This window comes from Halomonas sp. H10-9-1 (assembly GCF_040147005.1).
Classification (GTDB): Bacteria; Pseudomonadota; Gammaproteobacteria; order Pseudomonadales; family Halomonadaceae; genus Halomonas.
Window position 1 is genome coordinate 483,504 of record NZ_JAMSHO010000001.1, and the last position, 25,144, is coordinate 508,647.

The following is a 25,144-nucleotide window of genomic DNA, read 5'->3' on the forward strand; positions in this document are numbered from 1 at the left end:
GGGCCCCGTCATGGAGAAACTACTGACACTCTGGTACGGCTCGGGGATCTATAACCTGACGCCGGGCCAGGCCGTGATGATCCTGGTCGGCATGTTGCTGCTCTATCTGGCCATCGCCAAGAAGTTCGAGCCGCTGCTGCTGGTGCCCATCGGCTTCGGCGGTATCCTGGCCAATATCCCCGAGGCGGGCCTGGCGCTGTCGGCGCTGGACCAGGCCATCGAGGTGGCCAAGCCGGCGGTGCTGCAGCAACTCGGCGCGGCCCTGGGCGTGACCCTCGACCCCCTGATGAATGCCGAGGCGTGGCGCGAGGCGCTCAAGGGCGTGGCCCACGACGGAGCCGCGCCGGATGAGCTGCGCGCCGCGCGCGATATCGCGGTGGGCGTCGGCTATGGCGACGGCATGCTCTACAGTTTCTACAGGGTCGCTATCGCCTCCGGTATCGCCCCGCTGATCATCTTCATGGGGGTGGGGGCGATGACCGACTTCGGGCCGCTGCTGGCCAATCCGCGCACGCTGTTCCTGGGGGCGGCCGCGCAGTTCGGCATCTTCGCGACGCTGTTCGGTGCGGTGGGTCTCTCCGCGCTGGGGGTGATGGACTTCTCGCTCAACCAGGCCGCCGCCATCGGCATCATCGGCGGTGCCGACGGTCCCACTTCGATCTACGTGTCGAGCGTGCTGGCACCCGAGCTGCTGGGGGCGATCGCCGTGGCCGCCTACGCCTACATGGCGTTGGTGCCGCTGATCCAGCCGCCGATCATGAGGCTCCTGACCAGCCAGAAGGAGCGCGAGATCACCATGACCCAGCTGCGGCCGGTGTCGAAGCGCGAGAAGATCGTCTTCCCCATCGCCATCCTGCTGCTGGTGGCCTTCTTCCTGCCAGATGCCGCGCCGCTGCTGGGGATGTTCTGCTTCGGCAACCTGATGCGCGAGTGCGGGGTGGTCGAGCGGCTGAGCGATACGGCACAGAATGCGCTGATCAATATCGTCACCATCATCCTGGGGCTCTCGGTGGGATCCAAGCTGATGGCCGATAGCTTCCTGGCCGTGGAGACCCTGGGGATCCTGGCGCTGGGCATCGTGGCCTTCGGCATCGGCACCGCGGCCGGGGTGCTGATGGCCAAGTTGATCAACGTGGTGAGCCAGATTCCGATCAATCCGCTGATCGGCTCGGCGGGGGTCTCGGCGGTGCCGATGGCGGCCAGGGTCTCCAACAAGGTGGGGCTGGAGGCCAATCCGCACAACTTCCTGCTGATGCACGCCATGGGCCCCAACGTGGCCGGGGTGATCGGCTCGGCGGTGGCCGCCGGGGTGATGATCAAGTACCTCGGCTGAACCGTGGCGAGCCTGCCGCCCGCCATCCACACAAGAGGCGCCCATGGGCGCCTCTTGCGTTTCCGGGGGCTCGCTACTCTTCCTCGATGACCTCGAGGTTGCCGCGCAGCCGCGATGCCAGGGCGGTCAGGTCGACCTCGGTGTCGCTTGGCCAGCCGACGGTGAGCCTGACGCCGTCGGCGTCGTAGTTGGCCGCGTCCACCGGGACATGGCGCTCGGTGAGCCAGGCGCGCGCCTCCGCCTCGCCGGCGAAGTCGAGGCGCAGGTGCAGCATGATGCGCTCGATGACCTCGCGCCGCGGAAGGCCCTCCAGCGCCCGGGAGACCGCCTGGGCGTAGGCGCGGGCGAGGCCGCCGGTGCCGAGCTTGGTGCCGCCGAAGTAGCGGGTCACCACGCAGCCCACCTGGCCGAGCCCGGAGCCTTCCAGCACCTGGAACATGGGGCGACCGGCAGTGCCGCCGGGCTCGCCGTCGTCGGAGAAGCCAATGGCCGCCTGCTCGCCGGGCGGCCCGGCGATGAAGGCGCTGCAGTGGTGGCTGGCGCCGGGGTGGCGCTCGCGGGCGGCCGACAGCAGTGCCTCGAAGGCGGCCACGTCGGGGGCATGGCAGAGCCAGGCAATGAAGCGGCTGCGTTCGACGTCGGTCTCGGTTTCTCGCCACTCTCCCGGCGGCAGGTCGGGTACCGGGTAGCGCATCAGGCGGCCAGCTCGCCCTGGCGCACCACGCCCATCACCATGCCCAATACCTGGATGTCGCTGTTCTTGAGGAAGATGGGCGCCATCTGCTGGTTGGCGGGTTGCAGGCGTACGCCGGACTTCTCGATGTAGAGCTTCTTCAGGGTGACCTCCCGGTTGTTGATCATCACCACTGCGGTCTCGCCGTTCTCGGCGCTCTCGCACTGTTCGATGATGATCACATCTCCATCGAAGATGTTGCAATCGATCATGGAGTCGCCCCGCACGCGCAAGGCATAGGTGTTGCGACGCACCATGCGCCGGGGGACGCGGATATGGCTGACGCTGGGGCAGGCTTCGATGGGCATCCCTGCCGAGACGCTGCCCAGCAGCGGAACCCCGACCATGTCCTGCGCATCGCCGGGCATGGGGCAGGGCGCCCAGGCCTCGGCGAGACGCAGGTTGGGGCGACGGATCAGAAACCGCGTGGTGGCCTCAAGCATGAGATATTTCCTGTTGAAACATACAGTGCCATGGAAGCATAGCAGGGGCGCCGGATCTGGCAAGGCGACCAATCGACGGTGTGCTTGATACACGTCAACCGCGACCCTCTGACGCGCTGCGCTTCTCTGGCGGGAGAAGGCCTTTCCGTGTAGAGTCTCGAGCCAAATTACCCCATGTCGGAGTGTGTCTTGACCCTGCGCCTGCAAGCCCGAAAGCTGGCCTGTGAACGGGATGATCGGTGGCTATTCGAGGAACTCGACCTGGATATCCGCGGCGGTGAGATCGTGCGCGTCGAAGGCCCCAATGGCAGCGGCAAGACCACCCTGCTCAAGATCCTCTCCGGACAGCTCGCCGACTACCACGGCGAGCTGTTCTGGAACGAGCAGCCGATGCGCCGGGCGCGCCAGGCCTTCCTCGAGAACCTGCTCTATCTGGGCCACTCACCCGGGGTCAAGGCGGCGCTGACGCCATTGGAGAACCTGGCCTGGTATCAGGCGCTGGCCGGCGAGCCACCCGCGGAGTCCGCGCGCCTGGCGGCACTCGCATCGGTAGGGCTGGCGGGCTTCGAGGACGTGCCGGCCGGGCAGCTTTCGGCCGGGCAGCAGCGCCGGGTGGCGCTGGCTCGCCTGGAGTTGACGCCGCGGCCGCTGTGGGTGCTCGATGAACCCTTTACCGCCATCGACCGTGACGGGGTCGCCGCGCTGGAGGATCGTCTGGTGGCCCACGCCCGTGCGGGGGGCTGTGTGCTGGTGACGACTCACCACGAACTCAAGGCGTCGGATGAGCTGCGGCATATCCGTCTCGGCCGGGGAGGGCAAGATGCCGAGCGTTGACACGCGCATGGGCGGTAGTGATGGCGAAGGCCGGCAGGCCGCTGCCGGGGAACCTCGCGGCGGGCTGGCGGTCGCAATCTGGGCGACGCTGAAGCGCGACCTGACGCTGCTGATGCGTCGGCGTAGCGAGGTGCTCAATCCCCTGGTGTTCTTTGCCCTGGTGATCACCCTGTTCCCGATTGGCATCTCGCCGGACCCGGAATTGCTGGCCACCATCGCCCCCGGGCTGCTGTGGGTGGCGGCGCTGCTGGCGGCGCTGCTCTCCCTGGACAGCCTGTTTCGGGGTGACTACGAGGATGGCTCCCTGGAGCAGCTGTTGCTGACCCCCCAGCCCCTGCCGATGCTGGGGCTGGCCAAGGTGGCGGTGCACTGGCTGCTGACCGGCCTGCCGCTGGCGCTGATGGCCCCGGTGCTGGGCATCATGCTGGCGCTGCCGGCGGGCAGCTACCTGATCCTGGCATTCTCCCTGGCGCTGGGTACCGCCAGCCTCAGCCTGATCGGTGCCATCGGTGCGGCGCTCACCGTGGGGCTGTCACGCGGCGGGGTCCTGCTGTCGCTGCTGGTACTGCCGCTTTATATCCCGGTGCTGATCTTCGGTGCCGGCGCGGTGCAGGCCGCGATCATGGGCGATGGCGCCACGGCGCACCTGGCGATCCTGGGGGCGCTGCTGGCCGTGTCACTGATGCTGGCCCCCTGGGCGATCGCGGCAGCGTTGCGCATCAGCATCAACGGTTGAACGTTCAAGCGAGAGATCCAATGGGCAAGATCTGGTCCTTCATTCACAAGCTTGGCTCGCCCAAGTGGTTCTACGATATCAGCGCACGCTTGATGCCATGGTTCTGGGGCGCGGCGGCGGTCCTGATCCTGGTGGGCAGTGTCTGGGGACTGGCCTTCGCCCCGGCGGACTATCAGCAGGGCAACAGCTTTCGCATTATCTACGTGCACGTGCCGGCGGCCTTCCTGGCCCAGTCGATCTTCGTCAGCATGGCGGTGGCGGGCCTGATCTTCATGGTCTGGAAGATCAAGATCGCCGATATGGCCGCGGCGATGATGGCGCCACTGGGGGCCACCATGACCTTCATTTCACTGTTCTCGGGGGCGGTGTGGGGCGTACCCACCTGGGGGACCTGGTGGATGTGGGATGCGCGCCTGACCTCGATGCTGATCCTGTTGTTCCTCTATCTGGGCGTGATCGCGCTGCGCGGCGCCTTTTCCAGCCGCGACAGCGGCTCGCGGGCCGCCTCGGTGCTGGCGATGGTTGGGGTGATCAACATCCCCATCATCAAGTACTCGGTGGACTGGTGGTACACCCTGCACCAGCCGGCCACCTTCAGCGTCACCTCGCGACCGGCCATGCCCATGGAGATGTGGGCGCCGCTGCTGATCATGGTGCTGGGCTTCTACTGTTTCTTCATCGCCGTCACCCTGCTGCGCACGCGGAGCGAGATCCTGCGCCGCGAGTCGAACAAGCGCTGGGTGCGCGAACTTGCCGGGGAGCTGAACTGATGGCCTTCGACTCCTTCCAGGACTTCCTCGCCATGGGGGGGCATGCCCCCTATGTATGGGCCTGCTGGGGCGTGACCGGTGCGCTGCTGATAAGCATCGTGGTGCACGCCCGGGCGGAACGCCGCCAGCTGCTGCGCCAGCTTCGGCGCCGCCAACGCCGCCAGCCCACGACGCACCAGACTTCTCATCACACGGGTGGACAACGCCATGAGGCCTAAACGCAAGCAGAAGCTCTATCTGTCCCTGGGGCTGATCGCGCTGGCGGCAATCGCCGTGGGGCTGACCCTCTACGCCCTGCGCAGCAACATCAACCTGTTCTTCAGCCCGGTGCAGATCGCCGCCGGCGATGCTCCCTTCGAACGCCAGATCCGTGCCGGGGGCATGGTCAAGGAGGGCACCGTGGCCCGCGATCCGGAGAGCCTCGATGTGGCATTCGTGGTCACCGACTATGTCGATGATCTCGAGGTGCGCTACAGCGGCATTCTCCCCGACCTGTTCCGCGAGGGGCAGGGCGTGGTGGTGGTCGGCGAGCTGCAGTCCGAAGGCTGGCTGCGTGCCGACCAGGTGCTGGCTCGCCACGACGAGAACTACATGCCTCCCGAGGTGGCCCAGGCCCTGGAGGATGCCGGCTACTCGCCGGAGGACTACCAGGCCAAGGCCGCCGAAGTGGCTGAGCGGATGGAAGCCCAGCAGCAAGGCGCCAGCCAGTAACGAGCGGAGAACCCATGCAGATCCTGATGATTCCCGAGATCGGCCACTACGCCCTGGTGATCGCCATGCTGATGGCCGCCGTGCAGGGTGTGCTGCCACTGGCCGGTGCGGTCACCCGCCGCCCGCTGTGGATGGCCTACGCCCGGCCCATGGCGGCCGGGCAGTTGCTGTTCGTGGGCATCGCCTACGCCTGCCTGACGACCAGCTACATGCTGGACGACTTCAGCGTTGCCAACGTGGCCAACAACTCCAACTCCATGCTGCCCTGGTACTACAAGGTCAGTGCCGTGTGGGGCAACCATGAGGGCTCGGTGCTGCTCTGGAGCCTGCTGCTGGCCGGCTGGGGCTACTTCGCCTCGCGCTTCTCCGGTGAGCTGCCCCGCGACATGGTGGCCCGTGTGCTGGGCGTGCTGGGGCTGGTGGGCACGGGCTTCCTGGCCTTCGTGCTGGTCACCTCCAACCCCTTCGAGCGCCTGCTGCCCAACGTGCCGGGCGACGGTGCCGACCTCAACCCGCTGCTCCAGGACATCGGCCTGATCATGCATCCGCCGATGCTCTACATGGGCTATGTGGGCTTCTCGGTCGTCTTCGCCTTCGCCATCGCCGCCCTGCTGGGCGGTCGTCTGGATGCGGCCTGGGCCCGCTGGGCGCGCCCCTGGACCAACCTGGCCTGGGCCTTCCTCACCGTGGGTATCGCCCTGGGCAGCTGGTGGGCCTACTACGAGTTGGGCTGGGGCGGCTGGTGGTTCTGGGACCCCGTCGAGAACGCCTCGCTGCTGCCCTGGCTGACCGGCACGGCGCTGATGCACTCCCTGGCGGTGACCGAGAAGCGCGGTGCCTTCAAGAGCTGGACCCTGCTGCTGGCGATCTTTACCTTCTCGCTGTCGCTGCTGGGCACCTTCCTGGTGCGCTCCGGGGTGCTCACCTCGGTGCATGCCTTCGCCAACGACCCCTCACGCGGCCAGTTCATCCTGATGCTGCTGGGCATCACTGTGGGCCTGTCGCTGCTGGTGTTCGCGTTGCGGGCGCCGCGGGTCGGCCACAAGGTCGGCTTCACCTGGCTCTCTCGCGATGCCCTGCTGCTGATCAACAACATCCTGCTGGTGATCATGACGATCACCGTGCTGATGGGCACCGTCTACCCGCTGCTGCTCGATGCCCTGGATCTGGGCAAGATCAGCGTTGGCCCTCCCTACTTCAATGCGTTGTTCGTGCCACTCACCCTGCTCCTCGCCCTGTTCATGGGGCTCGGCCAGGTGGCGCGCTGGAAGCAGACGCCAGTGAGCCTGCTGGTCAGCCGGCTGTGGCTGGCCGCCGTGGGTGCCGTGGTGCTGGGGGCAGCGCTGCCGCTGCTGTTCGCCGAGCGCTGGAGCCCGGCGGTGGCGCTGGGCCTGGTCGCGGCGCTGTGGATCGTGCTGCCGATGGTGCGCGACCTGTTCGAGAAGGCCCGCAACGCCAGCTCCGTGGGTGCCGGGCTCAAGAAGTTGTCGCTGGCCTACTGGGGCATGCAGCTCGGCCACCTGGGCGTGGCGGTGACCATCGTCGGCGTGGCGGTGGTCTCCAATTACAGCATCGAGCAGAACGTGCGCATGGCACCGGGCGACAGCGTCGAGGTGGCGGGCTACACCTTCACCATGAACGAGCTATCCCGCCGCCAGGGGGCCAACTTCCTGGCCGATCGGGCGAACATCTCGGTTCGGCAGGGTGACAGCGGCCGCAGCTTCACCATGAACCCCGAGAAGCGTCTCTACCTGGCGACGCGCATGCCGATGTCCCAGGTGGCGCTGCGCCCCGGCTTCCTGCGAGACCTCTACGTGGCCATGGGCGAAGACCTGGGGGACGGCAGCTGGGCGCTGCGGGTGCAGTACAAGCCCTTCGTGCGCTGGCTGTGGCTGGGTGGCCTGTTGATGGCCTTCGGCGGGGTGCTGGCGGTGGTCGACAAGCGCTACCGGCGCCTGGCCACTGCGCCTGACCCCGAGAGTCGGACAGCCTCCGCGGCGGGCCGGGAGGTCAGCGCATGAACCGTCGGTTGATCCTGCTGCTGCCGCTTGCCGGTTTCCTGGCGCTGGCGGTATTCCTCTATCAGGGCCTGTCGCTGAACCCCTTCCATCGCGAGTCGGCCCTGATGGCGCGCGAGTTCCCCGAGTTCGACCTGGCGACCCTCAAGGAGCCCGAGCGGCGGGTCGGCCGTGACCTGCTGACCACCGGCGAGCTGACCCTGGTCAACGTCTGGGGCGAGTGGTGTCCCGAGTGCAAGCGCGAGATGCCGCAGCTGCTCGATCTCGCCGAGCGACACGGCATCCGCCTGGTCGGTATCAGCTGGAAGGATACCCGGGAGAAGGCGCTGGGCTTCCTGGAGGAGTTCGGCGACCCCTTCGAGGTCAATCTCTTCGACCCCGACAACGAGCTGGCCTTCGAGCTCGGCGTGTATGGCGCGCCGGAGACCTTCCTGGTGGATGGTGACGGAGTGATTCGCTACCACCACACCGGCTACATCGCGCCCAACGATGTCAGCGAGACGATTCTTCCGGAGGTGGAACAATGGCGCTGATGCGACGTCCGCGAGGCCTGGTCATGGCTCTCGCCCTGCTGTTGATCGCCGGCCTGGTCCAGGCCGCCGCCATCGAGGTGCGCGAGTTCGATGACCCGGTACTCGAGAAGCGCTACCACGACATCACCGCCTCCCTGCGTTGCCCGACCTGCCAGAACCAGGCGATCAACGACTCCGACGCGCCGGTCTCCGGTGACATGCGCGACCGCGTCTACCAGCTGTTGCTGGACGGGCGTGCGGATATCGAGATCCGCAACCATATGGTGGAGCGCTTCGGCGACTACGTGCTCTATAACCCGCGCCTCGAGGGGCGCACCTACCTGCTGTGGGGGCTGCCCGCGGTGCTGGGCCTGCTGGGCCTGGTGCTGGTTGGCCTGCTGGTGCGCGCCCGTCGCAATGCCTCCAACAGGGAGCTCTCCGCCGAGGAGCGTGCTCGCCTGGATGCCCTGATCAAACGCGAGAGAACCGAATGACCCTGCTGTGGATCGCCTTCGCCCTACTGCTGCTGCCGGCCCTGTGGCTGCTGGTGGCACCGCTCAAGCGAGCCCGCGCGGTGCACGACGCCCAGCGTGACCATGAGATCAACGACCGCTCCGCGGACCAGAACGTGGCCATCTACCAGCGCCGCCTGGCCTCCCTGGAGGCCGCCTTCGAGCGGGGTGATATCGATCGGGCCAGTTTCGAAGAGGACCGCCTGACGCTCGAGCGCGGCCTGCTCGAGGATACCGAGCGTCTCAAGCGTGCCCCGCTCAAGGCCTTCACCTCCGGGCGCCTGGCGGTGCCGCTGGTGATGCTGGCGCTGGTGGCGGCCAGCGTGCTCTGGTATCAGCGCGAGGGCGCCGAGGACGACCTGGCCCTGCTCGCCGTGCAGGAGGACGTGATGGCCCACCCGGAGGGATCGGCGCAGATGCTGTTGGAGCGCCTCGAGGAGCAGGCCGCCCGCCAGCCGGACAACCCCAACGTGTGGGGCATGCTGTTTCCCCTCTATCGTGACGGCGGCCAAGGGGACAAGGCCATCGATGCCCTGGAGCGACTGATCGAACTCGAGGGCCGCGAACCCGCGCTGCTGGCGCAACTGGCACAGATCGAATTCTTCGTCGCCGGCCGTCGACTGACCGAGCGCGTGCAGTCGCTGGTCGACGAGACCCTGGAGATGAACTCCAGCGAACCCACGGTGCTGGGCCTGTTGGGCATCGAGGCCTTCGACCGCGGCGCCTACCAGGAGGCCATCGACAACTGGCGGCGGGCCATCGCCGGCATGAACGACCCCGCTTCCGGCGAGGTCCTGCGCGAGGGTATTCGTATCGCCCAGCAGCGCCTGGGGCAGCCACCCGAAGGCGACATGGCGGCGCCCCAGGGGCCCGGCATCCGCGCCCGGGTCAGCCTGGCCGAGGCGCTCGCCGGACGTCTCGACGACGGGACACCGGTGTTCGTGGTCGCCCGGGACATGAATGGCGAATTGCCACCGCTGGCGGTGGCGCGCCTGACGGTAGGCGACCTGCCTGCCGATCTGGTGCTCGATGGCCGCCACGCCATGTCGCCCCAGGCCAGCCTCGCCCAGGTGGAGCAGGCGCGCCTGGTGGTGCGGGTCTCGTCCAGCGGGCAGGCCCAGCCCCAGCCTGGCGACATGTACGGCCAGCGCGGCAGCGTGGTCGTGGGCGATACCACGGGCGAGCCGGTCGAGGTGGTGATCGATAGCGTGGTCGAGTGAACGCTGTGGACGCCCGATGCGCCTGACCTCGATACGCCTGGTAGGTTTCAAGTCCTTCGTCGATCCGGTGACGGTGCCCTTCGACAGCAACATGACCGCCATCGTCGGGCCCAACGGCTGCGGCAAGTCCAACATCATCGACGCCGTGCGCTGGGTGATGGGGGAGTCGTCGGCCAAGACCCTGCGCGGCGAGTCCATGGCCGACGTCATCTTCAACGGCTCCACCGGGCGCAAGCCGGTGGGGCAGGCCGCCATCGAGCTGCGCTTCGACAACCGCGACGGTGCCATGGGCGGGCTGTATGCCCAGTACGCCGAGATCGCGGTCAAGCGCCAGGTCACCCGGGACGGCCAATCCAGCTACTTCTTCAACGGCCAGAAGTGCCGCCGCCGTGATATCGCCGACCTTTTCCTGGGAACCGGGCTCGGCCCGCGCTCCTACGCCATCATCGGCCAGGGCATGATCTCGCGGCTGATCGAGGCGCGCCCCGACGAACTGCGTGCCACCCTCGAGGAGGCCGCGGGTATCTCCAAGTACAAGGAGCGGCGCCGCGAGACCGAGAACCGCATGCGGCGTACCCAGGAGAACCTGGAGCGCCTGGAGGATATTCGCGAGGAGCTCGGCAAGCAGCTCGAGCGACTGCGGCGCCAGGCGGAGGCGGCGCGCCGCTATCAGCAGCTCAAGAGCGATGAGCACCGCGTCAAGGGCGAGCTGGCCCTGCTGCGGGCCCGTGCACTGCGTGCCACTCAGGGTGAGGAGGAGGGGCGCGTCGCTGGGCTCGAGACCGCGGTGGAGCGCGAGGTGCTCGGGCTACGCCAGTGCGAGACCCGCCTGGAGGAGGCGCGCGCCGACCACGACCGCCTGGCCACCGAGCTCGATGCCGAGCAGTCGCGCTTCTTCGAGACCACCATCGCCATCGCCCGCCTGGAGCAGGACCTGGAGCATGGCCGCTCCCGCGATGCCCAACTGGCCCGGGATCTCGAGACGGCACGCCGCGAGCTCGCCGATCTCCGGCGTCTCGGCGAGGACGACGGGGAGCGCCTGGTCGGCCTCGATGATCGCCTGGCGACCCTGGTGCCCGAGCGCGAAGCGCTCGCCGAGCGTCTCGAGGAGTTGGAGGCCACCCTGGAAGAGGCCGAGCCCGAGGCGGAAGAGGCCGACGCCGCCTGGGAGGCGTTCAGCGAACACTGGCGCGCGACCAGCCGTGAAGCCGAGCGCAGCCAGGATCGCCTGCGCGAGCTGGAGTCGCGCCTGGAGCGGCTCGATGCCGATCTCGCCCGGCGCCGCCATCAGCAGCAGGAGTTGCCCGACCTGCAGGAGTTGACCGCGCAGCGCGGCGAGCTCGCCGAACGGCTGGCCGAGATCGAGCTCGAGCGCGAGGCTCTGGAGGATCGCCGGGATGCCCTTTCCCGGTCCCGGGAGGCGGCCCGAGAGACGGTCCGCAGCGCCGAGGCCGGTCGCGAGGACGAGCGCCAGGCACGCAGCGAACTGGCCGGGGAGCTGGCCTCGCTCGAGGCGTTGATCGAGGCGGGACTGGCCGACCACGATGAGGCCCTGGACACCCATCTCGCCAAGCACGGGCTCGCCGAGGCCCCGCGCCTCGGTGAATGCCTGGCGGTGACCCCCGGCTGGGAAGAGGTCGTCTCCTGGGTGCTGGCTCCCTGGCTGCGCGCGCGGGTGGTGCCCCTCGACGGTCGCCTCGAGGCCCTGGCGGCCTCGCCGGGGGAGCTGGGGTTGGTCGCGGCGAGCGAATCCGTAGCGCCCCCCGACAGCCTGGCCGCCCGGGTGGCGGGCGCCGGTGCCGCCGGCCAATGGCTGGCGGCGGTGCGCTGCGTGGAGAGTCGCGATGAGGCCTGGTCGCGTCGCCAGGAACTGGCGCCTGGCGAGAGCCTGATCACCGCCGATGGCCTGTGGCTGGGGCATGGCTGGGCGCGCCGGCGGGGCAGCGGCGACGGACCGGACGCGCTGCTGGTCAGCCGGCGTCGCCAGGCCGAGGTGCGCGAGCGGCTCGACGGCGTCGAGGCTCGCCTGGCTGCGCATGAGGCGAGCCTGGCCGCGGCCCAGGAGGTGGCGGAGCGTGCCGATACGGACCTCGAGGCGAGCCGGCAGGTCGAGCGCGACCTCGATCGTCGTCACCAGCAGCTCGCCGTTCAGGACAGCGGCCTGGCCAGCCGGCTGGAGCACCTGCAGGGGCGCGCCGCCGAGCTGAACGAGGAGCTTGCCGGCCTCGCTGAGTCTCGCGAGGAAGCGCGCCTGGCCATCGATGAGGTGCGCGAGCAGTGGCAAGCCGCCATGGTGCGCCTGGAGGAGGGCGCCGAGCGCCGTGAGCGCCTGGAGCGCGAGCGCCAGGCTGCCCGTGAACGGCTGGCCCAGCTGCGCGGCCAGCAGCGCCCGCTGGCGGAGCAGTTGCAGCGCATGGCCCTGGAGCAGGAGCGCCTGGCCGCCGAGCGGGCCGGCCTCGCCGAGCAGCAGGGGCGCGCCGGCGAGGCACACGAGCGCCTGGAGGGCCGTCTCGGGGAGCTCGAGGAGGAGCGCGAGCTGCTGCGTGAGCCGCAGGAGGAGAGCCGCGAGCGCCTCGAGGAGCTCCTCGACCGGCGCGAGCGCGAAGAGCGCAGCCTCAATGCGGTGCGTGCCCGGGCCGCGGAACTGGTCGAGCGACTGCGCGAGGACGAGCAGGCTCGCCAGGGTCACGAGCGTGCGCTGGAGGGCATCCGCGAGCGTCTGCAGGAGTCGCGCATGCAGGTCCAGGCGCTGCGTCTCAAGGCCGAGGGCCAGGATGAACAGCTGCGGGAGCTGGGCCACGACGAGCAGGCCCTGGGAGAGTCGCTCGACCCCAACGCCACCGAGTCGGCCTGGCAGACCCGCCTCGAGAAGCTCGGCGAGCGTATCCGCCGCCTGGGTGCCATCAACCTGGCGGCCATCGAGGAGTACGACCAACAGGCCGAGCGCCGTGACTACCTGGAGGCCCAGCACGCCGAGCTGAGCGAGGCGCTGGAGACACTCGATCGGGCGATTCGCCGCATCGACCAGGAAACCCGCAGTCGATTCCGGGACACCTTCGAGCGAGTCAATACGGGTCTGCAGGCACTTTTTCCGCGAGTCTTCGGTGGTGGAACCGCGTGGTTGACGCTGACCGGCGACGATTTGCTGGAGACCGGGGTCGCCATCATGGCGCGACCGCCGGGCAAGAAGAACAGCACCATTCATCTGCTGTCGGGGGGCGAAAAGGCGCTGACAGCCCTGTCGCTGGTATTCGCCATCTTCCAGCTCAACCCGGCACCCTTCTGCATGCTCGACGAGGTGGACGCTCCTCTGGATGATGCCAATGTGGGACGCTACGCCAGGCTGGTGAAGGAGATGTCCGAGAGCGTTCAGTTCATCTACATCACCCACAACAAGATCGCCATGGAAGCGGGCGAGAGGTTGATGGGGGTGACGATGCAGGAGCCGGGTGTCTCGCGGCTGGTGGCGGTGGATGTCGAAGAGGCCGCGGCACTCGCCGAGGCCTGAACGCTTGAATGAAAGCCCGAAAAGGGGTAACAAGGAAGCATCACATGTTGCAATGCATGGAAGCAGGGGGATCATCGAAGGGCGATTGCGAAGGGCAGGTTCGGCTTGGCGTGGAAAATCGCCGATGCTTGACAAATAAAAACAGTGGCCCTTTTTTCGGCAATCGCGCTATGCTGGTGACGGACAACCATCTGGCATGGCGCCCTAGCGAAAGGCTGACGACCCATGGAACTTAGAGAGTGGCTGATCATCCTGGGGTTGGCGCTGGTGACCCTCATCGTGGTGGATGGAGTGCGTCGCCTGCAGCGTCAACGACGTATTCCCCGCCTCGATGAGGTGGCGGAAGACGCCCACGGCACCGACCCCGACGAAGAGGCCCGCAAGGCCGAAATCAACTGGGAACTGCCCAACGGAGGGGCGCGAGTCGTCAGGCCCGCCGATTACAGCCGTGTGCAACCCAAACCCAAGCTCGAGCGCCAGGAGCATCCTGGTCCATCGCGTGTGCTTTCCAGCTGGAAGTCTTCCGCCCCCCGGCAGGAGGTGCATGAGGCGGTAGCCGCCGAGCCGCTGGCGGCTCGGGTTGCCGCCGATACCGATGCAGCCCCCATGCCGTCGGCCGACAGGTCGGAAGTGGCGGCGTCACATGACGCTGTGCGCGGCGCGGCCAAGAGCGAGCCCGTGGCGGACGTACGGCAGCATGATGACAGCGAGACGGAAGCGCGTCGCGAGCCGACCCTGGCCGGCCTCGACGAGAGCGTGCCGCCCGTCGCCGCATCCGCGGAGCCGGCGGTCGATAACGGCGCCGAGCCACTGGCCGCCGATCCCCGGGATCACGAGGATGTCGACGACGACGAGCGCTACCGCCTGGTCGACTTCGATGGTGTCGGTGACTCCCTGAAGAGCGGCTCGAAGCGCATGGGCGCCTCGGTCCAGCGCTTCGGGGCTTCGCTGCAGAAGAGCCTGGCCGAGCGGCGTGAACATAAGCGCCTGGAGAAGGCGCGTCGCGAGGAAGAGAAGGCGCGCCGGGCGGCCGAGGAGGCAGAGCGTCGGCGGCAGGCCGACGTCGCCATCAACGAGCACGACGGCGATCCGCTCTTCGCGCCCTCTCGCCCGGCGTCCGCCGAGGCCAACGCGACGCAGGCCCCCGAGGAGGCCGTCCTGGAGGCGTCCCGTCACAGCGACAAGGTGCGCGTCCATCCGGTGCTCGAGAAGGCGCTGCGGCATGACGTGAGCGCGGAGCATGCCCGCCTGACCCTCAGCGAGGCCGAGGAGATCATCGTCATCTCGGTGATGGCCCGGGATGACGAGGGCTTCTCCGGCACGGCTCTGCTCGATCTGATGCTGGCCTGTGGCCTGCGCTATGACCGCGAAATGGGCGTCTTCCACCGCTTCGAGACCGAAGATCCCGAGAGCCGTCTGCAGTTCTCCATGGTCAATGGGGTCAAGCCCGGGACCTTCCCCATCGAGGCGATCGATGATTTCCGCACGCCGGGGATCACCCTGCTGATGCCGCTGCCGGGCGCCGAGGACTGCGCTGCCGCCTTCGAGGCGATGGTCGAGACCGCCATGGTCATCGTGCGGCATATGGGTGGTGAGCTGAAGGACGAGCACCAGAGCGTGATGACCGCCCAGACGGTCGAGTTCGCCCGCCAGCGCGTGCAGGAGTTCGTGCGCCGCAATCGGCTGCATCGCTACCAGGTGAACTGATAGCTATAAGCTATAAGCTGGAAGATAACCCCCGTGGGGCAACCTCACGGGGGTTATTCATTTAACAGAGACCTCTGATACATGCCACCACCCGACTTGAAGATCCGCAAAGACATCGAGCGCCTGCGCACCGAGCTCGACGATGCCAACTATCGCTACTATGTGCTTGAAGAGCCGCGCATGACTGACGCTGAATACGATCGTCGGCTGCGTTGCTTGCAGGAGATCGAGACTGAGTATCCTGAGCTAGTTAGACCGGACTCACCCACTCAGCGCGTGGGCGCTCCTCCCGCCGAAGGCTTCCGCGAGGTCCAGCATGCGGTCCCTATGTTGTCGCTTAGTAATGCCTTTAATGAGGAGGAGTTGATGGCATTCGCTAAGAGAGTTTCTGGAAGTACAAGCCTGGAAGTCGAAAATATTCCATTTTGTTGCGAGCCTAAGTTTGATGGTGTCGCAGTATCTTTGGTTTATAGGAAAGGGTTGTTGGAGCAGGGGGCAACTCGCGGCGATGGTCGGTTTGGTGAGGATATAACATCCAATTTACGTACTCTTCGCTCCATTCCATTAAGGTTGCGAGGAGAGGGATGGCCTGATCTATTAGAGGTTCGTGGTGAAGTCGTGATCAGTCATGAGGGTTTTGAAGAACTTAATTCACATGCTCGAGAGGAAGGCAGTAGGGTGTTTGCGAATCCTCGGAATGCTGCTTCTGGGAGCTTGAGACAACTTGATCCTAAAGTGGCTAATACTCGCCCCTTGGAACTTTATTCTTATCAGCTGGTTAACCGGGGGAGCGATAATATAGGTGTGTCATGTCATAGTGAACAGATGGGTATGCTTAGAGGTTGGGGGTTTAGGGTAAGTCGAGAGTTGCAAGTAGTTGTTGGGATGTCGAACGTTATTGATTACTGTCGAAAGCTCGGGGGAAAGCGTGACAGCCTCGGTTATGATATCGATGGTGTTGTTATCAAGGTCGATGAACTTCGGCTGCAACGTGACCTAGGCTTCGTTGCCCGTGCACCGCGCTGGGCCATCGCCTTCAAGTTTCCTGCTCAGGAAGAGACCACCCGACTTAATGACGTGGAGTTCCAGGTGGGCCGCACCGGCGCCATCACCCCAGTGGCACGCCTTGAACCGGTCACGGTGGCGGGTGTGACCGTCTCCAATGCCACCCTGCACAACGCGGACGAAATAAAGCGACTAAAAATTAGAAAAGGTGATAAGGTAATTGTTCGTCGTGCAGGAGATGTTATTCCACAGATTGTTGGAGTGGCTGAGTCAGCAGGAGGGGAAGAGATTGTCTTTCCTAAGTCGTGCCCTGAGTGTGGATCTCACGTAGAGCGGTCTGTTATTTATATTAGGCTGAAGAACAAAGCGGTTGAAAAGCCTGGAAGTATATATCGTTGTGTAGGTCGCCTCGTATGTCCTGCTCAGCTAAAAGAGGCTCTAAAGCACTATGTGTCAAGGAATGCGCTTGATGTAGAGGGTGTTGGTGATAAGCTGATTGACAGGCTTGTGAATGAAGGGAGAATTAAGAGTCCGGTAGATTTGTATTCCATTGATGAAGGTTATCTAGCCTCCCTCGAAGGCTATGGTACAGTTTCTGCGAAAAATATTGTTTCTTCGATCAATGCATCAAAAAATGCTCCTCTAGATCGGTTTTTGTTTGCGTTGGGGATTTCAGGTGTTGGCTTTGAGACAGCTAGAGCAATTGTGCGTGCTCTCGGCAGCCTCAGTAGGATACGAATCGCATACCCTGAAGTTATGAGGTTGATACCTGATATTGGTAGAACTGTCGCAGAAGGTGTTTATGATTTCTTCTCTGATGAGCATAACCTTTCTGTTCTGGATGGTTTGATTGAACAGGGGGTGCCTGAGCCTGTTGATTATGGTCTGGGTAGAGATTTTGTGAAAAACACTAGCATGCCGGCTATTATTTCTTTTATGGAAATTGACGGGGTTGGGAATAAGCTTGCTAATGATGTGGCACTTGTTTGTCCGACACTGAGAGATTTCTTTTCAGCAGCAGAAAGTGGTGTGCTAACTAAAGAGGTCAAGGTGTCAAAGAAGGCTATGGTTGGGATAAAACAAAAGCTCTCAGACGATAGCGTGAAAAATAAATTTTTAAATATTGAAAATCAGCTTTTCGAGTTTGGCTGCCATTGGACACAGCACGTCCGGCTTGAAGAGGAAAAAGAGCTTCCATTCTCAGGGCAAGTGTGGGTGGTTACGGGTGTCCTGCCGAATATGACTCGTGACGAAGCTGCAGGTTATCTTGAAAAGTATGGGGCAAAAGTCACGAAGAGTGTTTCTAAGAACACAAGCTACTTGTTATGCGGAGATGGCCCTGGGTCAAAGAGAGATAAAGCAGATGAATTGGGTGTAACCATCGTCACAGAGGAAGAAATGGTTTCAATGGCTGCCGGGGGAAGTAATGCATGAGGTTTCTAAAGCACCTTATATGGGGCGTGAGATTTATTATGTCAGGGTTTTGAGGAAAGGCGGGAATCTTTTAGTTTCTTGTAGCTGCCCCGCCTATAGTCTAGGTTCGCATAGGCCATGCAAGCACTTGATTTCTGTCGCGACTGGTGAAGTGGCGTGCAGTCAGCCAAGTGATGATTTGCTCAATTTTATTGAGTTAATAAATAGTCTTGGGTTGGCTGAAAGAATATTGATGAAAGATTTAAGTGTGTGTTTGAGGGGGGGTGAGAAAGGTCGTAAATCCGTAAAGAGTGAATCTTTGCTTCGTAAGAAAAATAACAAAAACACTGGCGGTGGTGGGGGTGGGGCATGGGTTATAACAGGAACTTTAGAATCCATGTCCCGCGATGTGGCTACTCAGCGCCTTGAGGCATTAGGAGTAAGAGTCGCTGGAAGTGTTTCAAGTAAAACCGCAATGCTGGTGGCCGGTGAGGCCGCCGGCAGCAAGCTGGAGAAGGCGCTGCAGCTGGGGGTGCCGGTGCTGGACGAGACGGCCTTCCTGGCGCGCCTGGCCGCCTGGGAGGCCGGCGAGGGCGCCGACGCGGAGGGCGAGGCATGAGTGGCGATCGCTTTATCGAGGTACCCCACCGCATGCTGCCGGGCGAGACCCTGGAGGCGCTGCTCGAGGCCTTCGTCACCCGCCAGGGCTACGACACCACCGATACCGGCGAGGGCATGCGCGGCTGGGTCGCCGAGCTCAAGCGCCAGCTCGAGCGCGGCGAGCTGATCATCGCCCATGACCTGCGTACCGAGACCACCGAGGTGATGACCCTCGCCCAGTGGCGCGCCTTCGGGCGTGACCTGGCCGACGACGAGGAGGGGTAGCGCCTCCCCCGTGGGTCTGACCCGAGGGGGCCTACTGGTCACTCCGAAGGTCAGTTTCCTCTGATCAGGTCGCGGATCAGCCGCCGCCCGGGATGCAGGTGGTCCACCAAGGGCTGCTCCAGGGGTAGCGGCTCGTCGCAGATGCGTGAGGCGAGCAGCTCGGCGCACAGCGGGGCGCTGGCCATGCCGCGTGAGCCGTGGGCGGTGCTGATCCAGAGGCCCGCATGGTGGCGTCCGGGCTTCTCGGGGATGCGCGACGCGTCCTTGGCGAGTACCGCGTAGTCTTCACGCCAGGCGTCGGCGTCGGGTAGCGGACCACAGTAGGGTGTCTTGTCGGGGCTGGCCGCCCGCACGCCGACCAGCGCGGTGAGCTGCTCGGGGGAGAGGTCGGCGCCGGCGTCGCGCAGGGCGGCGACGAAGTGGGGCAGGCCGCGTTCCAGCTCCTTCACGTTGGCCTGGTGATCGGCATCCCGTGGGGTCCTGTCGCTATCGCCGGGGCCGAAGGTGGCGCCGAAGTTGAGCATGCCGTCTGCCGCCGGGGGTACATAGCCGCCGGCGCAGACCACGCGGCCCAGCTCGGGAGCGCCTGGGGGGAGCCTGAGCTGGCTGAGCTGGCCGCGAACCGGTTGCAGCGGCAGCGAGGCGCTCTGGGCGAAGGCCACGGATTCCATGGCGCCGGCGATGATGACCTGATCGGCCACGATGGCCTCGCCGTCGCGCATCTCCAGCATCCAGCCGTCATCCTGGCGGCGCAGTGTCGCTACCTCTCCACGGTGGAAGGTAATGCCTGGTGTTTCGGCCAGGCGCACGCAGAGTTCCATGGGCCTGACCCAGGCGGCGTCGGGATAGTCCAGTGCCGGTGAGTCGATCCTGGCGCCGGCGACGGCGCTGGCCGCCTCGGCATCCAGCCCCCGTACCACGCTCTCGGGCAGGGGGTGGTTGGCCAGGAAGCGCGCCTGGCGCGACTGCTCCCTCTCGCTGCTGGCCAGTTGCAGCACACCCGTCGCCCGCCACAGCTCCCGCCGCGGGTCGACCCATGCCAGCCAGCGGCGGCTGTGCAGGAAACCGGCCAGGTAGGTCCGGCTCTGCCGGTTGGTGTCGGCGGCGAGCTTGACGTAGAGGGCGCCCTGCAGGTGGGTGGTCCCGAGTTCGGCACGCGCGAAGCGGTCGATCAAGGTAACGGCGATACCGCGCCGGGCCAGGGCGGCGGCGGCGCTGGCACCGGCGATGCCGGCACCGATGACCGTGACATGGCGTGGTGGACGAGGCGCCGGCGGGGTGAGCCAGGGGGTCTGTCGCCGGCGCACATCGCTGGGTGGCGCGGCGATCTCGCCACATAGCATCTCGCGCTTGCGTCCGAAGCCCGGGGCCTTGCGCCAGGTGAAACCGGCCGCCGCGAGGCCGCGCTTGACCACGCCAGCGCAGCTGAAAGTGGCGAAGGTAGCACCCGGTCGTGAGCGGGCCGCCATGGCGTCGAAGAGTTCGGGCCGCCACATCTCGGGGTTCTTCGCGGGCGCGAAGCCGTCCAGGAACCAGGCGTCGACCCGGCCGTCGAGCAGCGCCAGGCGTTCGGTGGCGTCGCCCAGGTGCAGGTCGAGGGTGACCCGCGCGTCGAGCCATAGCCGATGCACGCCGGCCACCGGCTCGGGCCATTGCGCCACGAGCGACTCGCTGCGCTCGGCCAGGTCGGGCCAGGCGGCCAGTGCCCGGGCCAGGTCCTCGCGGCTGAGCGGAAACTTCTCGGTCGAGACCAGGTGCAGCCGGGCCCCCGGTGCGGCATGGGCGTCGAAGCAGGCCCAGGCGCAGAGCATATTGAGTCCGGTGCCGAAGCCAGTCTCGCCGACCACGAAGGGGCGTGGCTCCCGCCACTCCCGGAAGCGTTCCGCCAGGCGATTGCCGGTGACGAAGACGTGTTCGGTCTCGGCGCGACCGTCATGCCGGGAGAAATAGACGTCGTCGAAGGCGGGGGAGTGGGGAGCGGTCTCGCCGCTGGCAGCGTGGCGCCAATCGAGGCGGGCGGTGTCCAGGGCGGCGAGGGGCGGCAGGCCATCGGGGGCGGCGGTCAAGGGGAGCTCCGGAAGCGTTCAAAATTTGATCGATCGCGCCGCGGGGCCGGGGCCAGGGGGCTGGCGGCAGGCATCCGCGGCGTTTCAACAGTGTTATCCACAGCCTCTGTGCAAAACCGGCTGTTGATAAGCCGGGCTGTTCAGGGGAGGGCCTTCTTGAAGGGCTTCACCGTGGCCCCGGCGTAGACGCCGGCGATCATGTAGGGGTCGGCCTCTGCCCAGGCCTGGGCCGCCTTGAGGCTGTCGAATTCTGCGACTACCAGGCTACCGGAAAAGCCAGCCTCGCCCGGGTCCTCGCTGTCGATCGCCGGGTGGGGGCCGGCGAGTACCAGGCGCCCCTCGTCGCGTAGCGCCTCGAGGCGTGCCAGGTGGTCGGGGCGGGCGGCCAGGCGGCGTTCCAGGCTGTTGTTCACATCCTCGCTGATGATGGCGTAGAGCATGGGGTGGCTTTCTCCTGTGGAGGGCTGGGTCGGGGCGGGCGCCATTGACCGGCATCGGCCAGGCGCGCACCATGGTAGGCCATTCTGACAAAGTCGCCGGTCGGCGTCATGCCAATGCCTCCACTTCCCGTTCGCTTCGAGGGCGACCCTGAGCCCCTCCGCATCGATCTGCATATGCACTCCACCGCCTCGGATGGTGCCCTGCCGCCCGCGGAGGTCGTGGCCCTTTGCGCCGCGCGCGGCCTGACCCATATGGCGCTGACCGACCACGACACCCTGGAGGGGGTGGCGGAGGCGGCGGCCGCCGCCAGGCGCGAGGGACTTGTCCTGATCGCTGGCACCGAACTCTCTACCCAGTGGCGCGGCATCGGCATCCATGTGGTGGGGCTGCTGCCCGACGGCGCCCGGGGCCCGCTGGTCGAGGGGCTGGCGGCCCAGGCCGAGGCCCGCGAGAAGCGCGCCTGGACCATCGCCTCCCGCATGGAAAAGATCGGCCTCGCCGATGCCCTGGCCAGGGCCCGGGAGCAGGCCGGCAGCGAACGCCCCCTGGGCCGCCCCGACTTCGCCCGGGCGCTGGTCGCGGCGGGGCTGGTCCCCGATGTGGCGACCGCCTTCAAGAAGTATCTGGGCGACGGCAAGCCCGGTGACGTCAAGGCGCTGTGGCCGGAGATCGGCGAGGCGGTGGGCTGGATTGTCGATGCCGGGGGCGTGGCAGTGCTCGCCCATCCCCTTCGCTATTCCCTGACGCGACGCAAGCGTGGGCTGCTACTCGACGACTTCACCGCCGCCGGCGGCCAGGCCGCCGAGCTGGTCAGCGGCTTCCAGAATGCCGACGTGACACGTGACCTGGCGCGCCAGCTCCAGGAGCGTGATCTCTACGCCTCCCTGGGCAGCGACTTCCACTTTCCCGGTGGCCACCTGGCGCCGGGCAGCATGAGCCCCGTGCCTCGTACCGCCACGCCGCCGGTATGGACCCACCCGCGGCTGGCGCCGCGACTCACCTCAGGAGCGTGACCATGAGCCAGTTCTTCCAGATTCACCCCGAGAACCCGCAGAAGCGCCTGATCGACCAGGCCATCGGGATCATTCGTGCGGGTGGCGTGGTGGCCTACCCCACCGACTCCGGCTACGCCCTGGGTTGTTCCCTGGGCGAGAAGAAGGCGATCGACAAGATCAAGAGGCTGCGCTCTCTGGATGACAAGCACAACTTCACCCTGGTGTGTTCCGACCTCTCGGAGATCGGCACCTACGCCAAGGTGGACAATGCCGTCTTCCGCCTGCTCAAGGCCCACACCCCCGGGGCCTACACCTTCATCCTCAACGCCACCACCGAGGTGCCGCGGCTACTGCTGCATCCCAAGCGGCGCTCCATCGGCGTGCGCGTACCCGATCACGCCATCACCCATGCCCTGCTGGCGGCCCTCGGTGAGCCGCTGATGAGCGTGACCCTGATTCCGGTGGATGAGGAGCTGCCGATGACCGATGCCGAGGAGATCCGCGAGCGCTTCGGAGCCCACCTCGACCTGATCATCGATGGCGGCGCCTGCCACCTCGAGCCCACCAGCGTGGTGGACCTGCGTGAGCTGCCGCCGGTGATCCTGCGCGAGGGCCGCGGCGACGTCGCTCCCTTCCGCGAGTAGCCCTCGCCCGAGAGCGGCTAGGCGTCGTTGCCCTTGCCGCCATGCTCTTCCCACCAGGCCTCCTGCTCTTCCTCGGAGAGCTGCGGGTCGGGGGTATCCTCATCCAGCCAGGTGCCGCACAGCAGGCAGTACTTGGCGCGCTGCTCGTGGCGGTCGTGGCCGCATCCCGGGCAGGCCTCGTCGGAGTAGCGATCGGCGCGAATCGAGCGAATCACCTCGGCCGAGAAGACCCCGGTGGGCACGGCAATGATCGAGTAGCCGATCAGCATCACCAGCACCGAGATCGCCTGGCCCAGCGGGGTCACCGGCACGATGTCGCCGAAGCCCACCGTGGTCAGGGTGACGATCGCCCAGTAGATCGCCGTGGGGATACTGGTGAAGCCGGCTTCGGCGGGCTCGATCAGGTAGACGATCGAGGCGAAGATCGAGACCAGCATGAAGACGGTGAACAGGAACAGGAAGATCTGGTGGCTGCTGCGCTTCAGTGCCCCGATCAGCAGGCGTCCTTCGCCGACGAACTCCATCAGCCGCAGCACCCGGAAGATGCGCAGGGTGCGCAGCAGGCGCACCATCACCAGGGTCTGGGCCCCGGGCACGATCAGCGTCAGCCAGGTGGGCAGAATGGCGATCAGGTCGACCAGGCCGTAGAAACTCTTGAGGTACTGAAGCGGCCGCTCCAGGCAGTACAGGCGTGCCGCCAGTTCCACGGTGAAGGCGATGGTGAACCCCCACTCCAGCCAGAAGAACAGGGTGCCGTAGTCGGCCCGCAGGCTGCCGATGCTCTCCAGCATCACCACCAGCACGCTGGCCAGTATGGCCACGATCAGGGCGATATCGAAGCCCTTGGCCAGTGGGGTGTCGGACTCGAAGATGACCTGGAAGACCCGAGTGCGCAGGCCTTCGCCGGCGGCTTTGGGTGGGTGGTTCACGGGCGCCATCCTTGTGGAGAGGGGTGAGGGCTTCGGGCCAGGGGCGAGACGCCGTCGAGGCGCCGCGACAGGTGCAGCAGGCGGCGACCCAGGGGCGGCGTCAGCCAGGCGTCGTCGTCGAGGGCCGCCGCCACGGCGAGAGCGTCGTCACGCGCGTCAGCGTCGCCCTGGGAGGCCAGGTGCTGGAAGGCCTCACGCGCCGCTTCACGCCAGCCGCCAGCGCCGCTGTCGGCGTAGGCGTCCAGCGCCACCACGGCACGCTGCAGCCAGGCCGCGGGCGAGTCGGCGGCGGAGAGTTGCCACTCGCCGGCCAGCAGGGCACTGCCGCGAGCCGCCTTGCTGGTGTCCGAGGGGCGTAGTGCCACGCGCTCTGCCAGCGCCTCCGCCAGCGACCATAGCGCCGCCGGGTCGCCGGACTTGAGCTCCAGCTCCAGTTCGCGGATCGTCACGCGGCGCCCCCCCGCGGTGATCTCTCCCTCGTCCAGGGCCAGCTCGATACGCGCGCCCTGGTGTGTAAGCTCCCGGGTTTCGCGACGGAAGTCCGTGGTGAAGCGTGGCTCCAGCCGCTCCAGCACATCGCGGCCCAGCGCGGCCGGCACCAGCCCCGCAAGGCCGGCCAGGTCGAGCCCGGGACCCGGCACCTGCCACTCCCACTCGCCGCGCCGCGACAGGCCGCCGCCGCCGTCGCCGCGGGTCTTCAGCGTCTGCAGCAGCCGGTCATCGAGGCGGCGCAGGCGCAGCGCCATGCGCGCCGTTTCCAGCTCCCCAGTGGGGGTGTCGAAGTAGGTGTTGCCGAGGCAGGCGATCCCCGGCGTGACGTCGACGAGTAGGGGGTGGTGGCGCAGGGCGTCGGGGCCTTCGGGGCCCAGGGCGAGCTTCAATTCGATCTCTTGACTCATGCGTCGGCAGCCTCGATCAGGTGGGGAGTTTGCAAATCATATGAATAATTCATGACGATGACGGCAGGGGTCACTATACTGTCGCCGCCATTTTCAAGGTTTCGAGATGCCCCATGGTGACATCCAATCCCTTCTCCGCGATGTTCGGTCGTTCGCCATTCGAGCCGTTGCTGGCCCATATCGTCAAGACGAGCGAATGCGCCGACCAGCTGCTGCCATTCTTCGAGGCGACCCTCGAGGGTGACTGGGAGTCGGCCGCGGCCCACCGCGAAACGGTGACGCGCCTCGAGCACGAGGCCGATGAGCTCAAGACCAAGCTGCGCCTCAACCTTCCCAACACCATGTTCCTGCCGGTGTCGCGCTCCGACCTGCTCGACCTGATCAGTGTCCAGGACAAGATCGCCAACAAGGTTCGCGATATCACCGGCATCATGCTGGGCAGGCGCATGCAGGTGCCCGAGGAACTGGCCCAGCCGATGCGTGACTACATGCATACCGCCGTGGCCTGCGTGGCCCAGGCTCGCCACGCACTGGAGGAGCTCAGGGACCTGCTCGACTCCGGTTTCGGTCGCAACGTCAGCGACGTGATGCAGAAGCTGATCCGTGAGCTGGACCGCCTGGAGCATCAGGCCGATGCCCAGCAGATCGCCATCCGCCGTCAGCTGTTCGGCCTTGAGGATCGCTTGCCCCCGGTCGATGTGATGTTCCTCTACACGATCATCGACTGGGTCGGTCAGCTCTCCGACCGCGCCGAGCGTGTGGGCAGTCGCCTGCAGATCATGACCGCCAATTGAGTGCCGCGGCCCCGGCAGTGCCGGGGCCGTTGCGAG

Annotated in this window: 23 protein-coding genes and 2 pseudogenes; 19 read left to right on the top strand and 6 right to left on the bottom strand. The window is 66.1% G+C overall.

From position 1 onward, the window contains the following. Positions 1 to 10 precede the first annotated feature (10 nt). Complete coding sequence (locus NFH66_RS02210; protein ID WP_349608007.1) at positions 11 to 1,333, top strand: sodium ion-translocating decarboxylase subunit beta; 1,323 nt, start codon at positions 11 to 13, stop codon at positions 1,331 to 1,333. 73 nt (positions 1,334 to 1,406) lie between these two features. Here the strand turns inward: NFH66_RS02210 and NFH66_RS02215 are convergent, their stop codons facing one another. Together NFH66_RS02215 and lexA are read right to left on the bottom strand one after the other, a co-directional pair. Next, on the bottom strand, positions 1,407 to 2,027 hold the full coding sequence (locus tag NFH66_RS02215) for an IMPACT family protein (RefSeq protein WP_349608009.1): 621 nt from the start codon (positions 2,025 to 2,027) through the stop codon (positions 1,407 to 1,409). After that, the gene (gene lexA, locus NFH66_RS02220) at positions 2,027 to 2,509 is read right to left on the bottom strand and encodes a transcriptional repressor LexA (RefSeq protein ID WP_349608010.1); all 483 of its coding nucleotides are present in this window, start codon (positions 2,507 to 2,509) and stop codon (positions 2,027 to 2,029) included. Before lexA ends, NFH66_RS02215 begins: the two co-directional genes overlap by 1 nt. 189 nt (positions 2,510 to 2,698) lie before the next feature. Between lexA and ccmA the strand changes: the two genes are divergently transcribed. From ccmA to NFH66_RS02290, 15 genes and pseudogenes are all read left to right on the top strand, one after another. Next, positions 2,699 to 3,343, top strand: coding sequence for a cytochrome c biogenesis heme-transporting ATPase CcmA (gene ccmA / locus NFH66_RS02225; RefSeq protein WP_349608012.1), 645 nt, complete (start codon positions 2,699 to 2,701; stop codon positions 3,341 to 3,343). 7 nt (positions 3,344 to 3,350) lie between these two features. Next, entirely contained in the window at positions 3,351 to 4,079 is a 729-nt protein-coding gene (gene ccmB / locus NFH66_RS02230; RefSeq protein WP_349611627.1) for a heme exporter protein CcmB, read from the top strand. Between the two features lie 29 nt (positions 4,080 to 4,108). Beyond that, positions 4,109 to 4,849 carry a heme ABC transporter permease gene (locus NFH66_RS02235; RefSeq protein WP_349611628.1) on the top strand — a complete coding sequence of 247 codons (741 nt, stop codon included), beginning with the start codon at positions 4,109 to 4,111 and terminating at the stop codon, positions 4,847 to 4,849. Then, on the top strand, positions 4,849 to 5,067 hold the full coding sequence (gene ccmD, locus NFH66_RS02240) for a heme exporter protein CcmD (protein ID WP_349608014.1): 219 nt from the start codon (positions 4,849 to 4,851) through the stop codon (positions 5,065 to 5,067). The genes NFH66_RS02235 and ccmD overlap by 1 nt, the downstream gene beginning before the upstream one ends. Further along, positions 5,057 to 5,560, top strand: coding sequence for a cytochrome c maturation protein CcmE (gene ccmE, locus NFH66_RS02245; RefSeq protein WP_349608016.1), 504 nt, complete (start codon positions 5,057 to 5,059; stop codon positions 5,558 to 5,560). Before ccmD ends, ccmE begins: the two co-directional genes overlap by 11 nt. Before the next feature lie 14 nt (positions 5,561 to 5,574). Further along, a complete protein-coding gene (locus tag NFH66_RS02250) occupies positions 5,575 to 7,581 on the top strand; it encodes a heme lyase CcmF/NrfE family subunit (RefSeq protein WP_349608018.1) in 2,007 nt (668 codons plus the stop codon). Beyond that, positions 7,578 to 8,111, top strand: coding sequence for a DsbE family thiol:disulfide interchange protein (locus NFH66_RS02255; RefSeq protein WP_349608020.1), 534 nt, complete (start codon positions 7,578 to 7,580; stop codon positions 8,109 to 8,111). The genes NFH66_RS02250 and NFH66_RS02255 overlap by 4 nt, the downstream gene beginning before the upstream one ends. Next, on the top strand, positions 8,102 to 8,584 hold the full coding sequence (locus tag NFH66_RS02260) for a cytochrome c-type biogenesis protein (RefSeq protein WP_349608022.1): 483 nt from the start codon (positions 8,102 to 8,104) through the stop codon (positions 8,582 to 8,584). Before NFH66_RS02255 ends, NFH66_RS02260 begins: the two co-directional genes overlap by 10 nt. Beyond that, positions 8,581 to 9,822 carry a c-type cytochrome biogenesis protein CcmI gene (ccmI, locus tag NFH66_RS02265; RefSeq protein WP_349608024.1) on the top strand — a complete coding sequence of 414 codons (1,242 nt, stop codon included), beginning with the start codon at positions 8,581 to 8,583 and terminating at the stop codon, positions 9,820 to 9,822. Before NFH66_RS02260 ends, ccmI begins: the two co-directional genes overlap by 4 nt. Before the next feature lie 16 nt (positions 9,823 to 9,838). After that, entirely contained in the window at positions 9,839 to 13,330 is a 3,492-nt protein-coding gene (gene smc, locus NFH66_RS02270; protein WP_349608026.1) for a chromosome segregation protein SMC, read from the top strand. A gap of 225 nt (positions 13,331 to 13,555) precedes the next feature. Beyond that, entirely contained in the window at positions 13,556 to 15,037 is a 1,482-nt protein-coding gene (gene zipA, locus NFH66_RS02275) for a cell division protein ZipA (RefSeq protein WP_349608028.1), read from the top strand. An 81-nt stretch (positions 15,038 to 15,118) separates the two neighbouring features. Continuing rightward, positions 15,119 to 17,476: an NAD-dependent DNA ligase LigA gene (ligA, locus tag NFH66_RS02280; protein ID WP_349608030.1), complete on the top strand. Its 2,358-nt coding sequence runs from the start codon at positions 15,119 to 15,121 to the stop codon at positions 17,474 to 17,476. A gap of 19 nt (positions 17,477 to 17,495) precedes the next feature. Then, a pseudogene (locus NFH66_RS17705) lies at positions 17,496 to 17,606 on the top strand (SWIM zinc finger family protein); the annotation flags it as partial. Between the two features lie 210 nt (positions 17,607 to 17,816). Then, a pseudogene (locus NFH66_RS02285) lies at positions 17,817 to 18,074 on the top strand (BRCT domain-containing protein); the annotation flags it as partial. Beyond that, positions 18,071 to 18,340, top strand: a complete 270-nt coding sequence (locus NFH66_RS02290) for a YheU family protein (protein WP_349608032.1) — start codon at positions 18,071 to 18,073, stop codon at positions 18,338 to 18,340. The pseudogene NFH66_RS02285 and the gene NFH66_RS02290, both read left to right, overlap by 4 nt. Positions 18,341 to 18,390: 50 nt before the next feature. On the opposite strand, the gene mnmC is transcribed toward NFH66_RS02290, so the two are convergent. Next, complete coding sequence (gene mnmC, locus NFH66_RS02295) at positions 18,391 to 20,406, bottom strand: bifunctional tRNA (5-methylaminomethyl-2-thiouridine)(34)-methyltransferase MnmC2/FAD-dependent 5-carboxymethylaminomethyl-2-thiouridine(34) oxidoreductase MnmC1 (RefSeq protein ID WP_349608034.1); 2,016 nt, start codon at positions 20,404 to 20,406, stop codon at positions 18,391 to 18,393. A 140-nt stretch (positions 20,407 to 20,546) separates the two neighbouring features. Continuing rightward, the gene (locus tag NFH66_RS02300) at positions 20,547 to 20,846 is read right to left on the bottom strand and encodes a YciI family protein (protein WP_349608036.1); all 300 of its coding nucleotides are present in this window, start codon (positions 20,844 to 20,846) and stop codon (positions 20,547 to 20,549) included. A 108-nt stretch (positions 20,847 to 20,954) separates the two neighbouring features. Between NFH66_RS02300 and NFH66_RS02305 the strand changes: the two genes are divergently transcribed. Then, positions 20,955 to 21,860, top strand: a complete 906-nt coding sequence (locus tag NFH66_RS02305) for a PHP domain-containing protein (RefSeq protein WP_349608038.1) — start codon at positions 20,955 to 20,957, stop codon at positions 21,858 to 21,860. A 2-nt stretch (positions 21,861 to 21,862) separates the two neighbouring features. Continuing rightward, positions 21,863 to 22,486: an L-threonylcarbamoyladenylate synthase gene (locus tag NFH66_RS02310; RefSeq protein ID WP_349608040.1), complete on the top strand. Its 624-nt coding sequence runs from the start codon at positions 21,863 to 21,865 to the stop codon at positions 22,484 to 22,486. A 17-nt stretch (positions 22,487 to 22,503) separates the two neighbouring features. Here NFH66_RS02310 and NFH66_RS02315 read toward each other — a convergent pair whose 3' ends face one another. Next, the gene (locus NFH66_RS02315; protein ID WP_349608042.1) at positions 22,504 to 23,415 is read right to left on the bottom strand and encodes an ion transporter; all 912 of its coding nucleotides are present in this window, start codon (positions 23,413 to 23,415) and stop codon (positions 22,504 to 22,506) included. Continuing rightward, positions 23,412 to 24,314 (bottom strand): CYTH domain-containing protein, encoded by a 903-nt coding sequence (locus NFH66_RS02320; RefSeq protein ID WP_349608044.1) that lies wholly within the window; start codon positions 24,312 to 24,314, stop codon positions 23,412 to 23,414. The genes NFH66_RS02315 and NFH66_RS02320 overlap by 4 nt, the downstream gene beginning before the upstream one ends. A 113-nt stretch (positions 24,315 to 24,427) precedes the next feature. On the opposite strand from NFH66_RS02320, the gene NFH66_RS02325 reads away from it, so the two are divergent. Continuing rightward, positions 24,428 to 25,108 (top strand): TIGR00153 family protein, encoded by a 681-nt coding sequence (locus NFH66_RS02325; RefSeq protein ID WP_349608046.1) that lies wholly within the window; start codon positions 24,428 to 24,430, stop codon positions 25,106 to 25,108. Positions 25,109 to 25,144 lie beyond the last annotated feature (36 nt).

Excerpts from the sequence above, each read along its gene's own strand:
- lexA (WP_349608010.1), bottom strand. The coding sequence starts at position 2,509 with ATGCTTGAGGCCACCACGCGGTTTCTGATCCGTCGCCCCAACCTGCGT.
- ccmD (WP_349608014.1), top strand. The coding sequence starts at position 4,849 with ATGGCCTTCGACTCCTTCCAGGACTTCCTCGCCATGGGGGGGCATGCC.
- NFH66_RS02305 (WP_349608038.1), top strand. The coding sequence starts at position 20,955 with ATGCCAATGCCTCCACTTCCCGTTCGCTTCGAGGGCGACCCTGAGCCC.
- NFH66_RS02215 (WP_349608009.1), bottom strand. The coding sequence starts at position 2,027 with ATGCGCTACCCGGTACCCGACCTGCCGCCGGGAGAGTGGCGAGAAACC.
- NFH66_RS02310 (WP_349608040.1), top strand. The coding sequence starts at position 21,863 with ATGAGCCAGTTCTTCCAGATTCACCCCGAGAACCCGCAGAAGCGCCTG.
- NFH66_RS02320 (WP_349608044.1), bottom strand. The coding sequence starts at position 24,314 with ATGAGTCAAGAGATCGAATTGAAGCTCGCCCTGGGCCCCGAAGGCCCC.
- ccmI (WP_349608024.1), top strand. The coding sequence starts at position 8,581 with ATGACCCTGCTGTGGATCGCCTTCGCCCTACTGCTGCTGCCGGCCCTG.
- NFH66_RS02325 (WP_349608046.1), top strand. The coding sequence starts at position 24,428 with ATGGTGACATCCAATCCCTTCTCCGCGATGTTCGGTCGTTCGCCATTC.
- NFH66_RS02250 (WP_349608018.1), top strand. The coding sequence starts at position 5,575 with ATGCAGATCCTGATGATTCCCGAGATCGGCCACTACGCCCTGGTGATC.
- NFH66_RS02290 (WP_349608032.1), top strand. The coding sequence starts at position 18,071 with ATGAGTGGCGATCGCTTTATCGAGGTACCCCACCGCATGCTGCCGGGC.
- NFH66_RS02255 (WP_349608020.1), top strand. The coding sequence starts at position 7,578 with ATGAACCGTCGGTTGATCCTGCTGCTGCCGCTTGCCGGTTTCCTGGCG.
- ccmE (WP_349608016.1), top strand. The coding sequence starts at position 5,057 with ATGAGGCCTAAACGCAAGCAGAAGCTCTATCTGTCCCTGGGGCTGATC.
- NFH66_RS02300 (WP_349608036.1), bottom strand. The coding sequence starts at position 20,846 with ATGCTCTACGCCATCATCAGCGAGGATGTGAACAACAGCCTGGAACGC.
- ccmB (WP_349611627.1), top strand. The coding sequence starts at position 3,351 with ATGGGCGGTAGTGATGGCGAAGGCCGGCAGGCCGCTGCCGGGGAACCT.
- zipA (WP_349608028.1), top strand. The coding sequence starts at position 13,556 with ATGGAACTTAGAGAGTGGCTGATCATCCTGGGGTTGGCGCTGGTGACC.
- NFH66_RS02260 (WP_349608022.1), top strand. The coding sequence starts at position 8,102 with ATGGCGCTGATGCGACGTCCGCGAGGCCTGGTCATGGCTCTCGCCCTG.
- ligA (WP_349608030.1), top strand. The coding sequence starts at position 15,119 with ATGCCACCACCCGACTTGAAGATCCGCAAAGACATCGAGCGCCTGCGC.
- smc (WP_349608026.1), top strand. The coding sequence starts at position 9,839 with ATGCGCCTGACCTCGATACGCCTGGTAGGTTTCAAGTCCTTCGTCGAT.
- NFH66_RS02210 (WP_349608007.1), top strand. The coding sequence starts at position 11 with ATGGAGAAACTACTGACACTCTGGTACGGCTCGGGGATCTATAACCTG.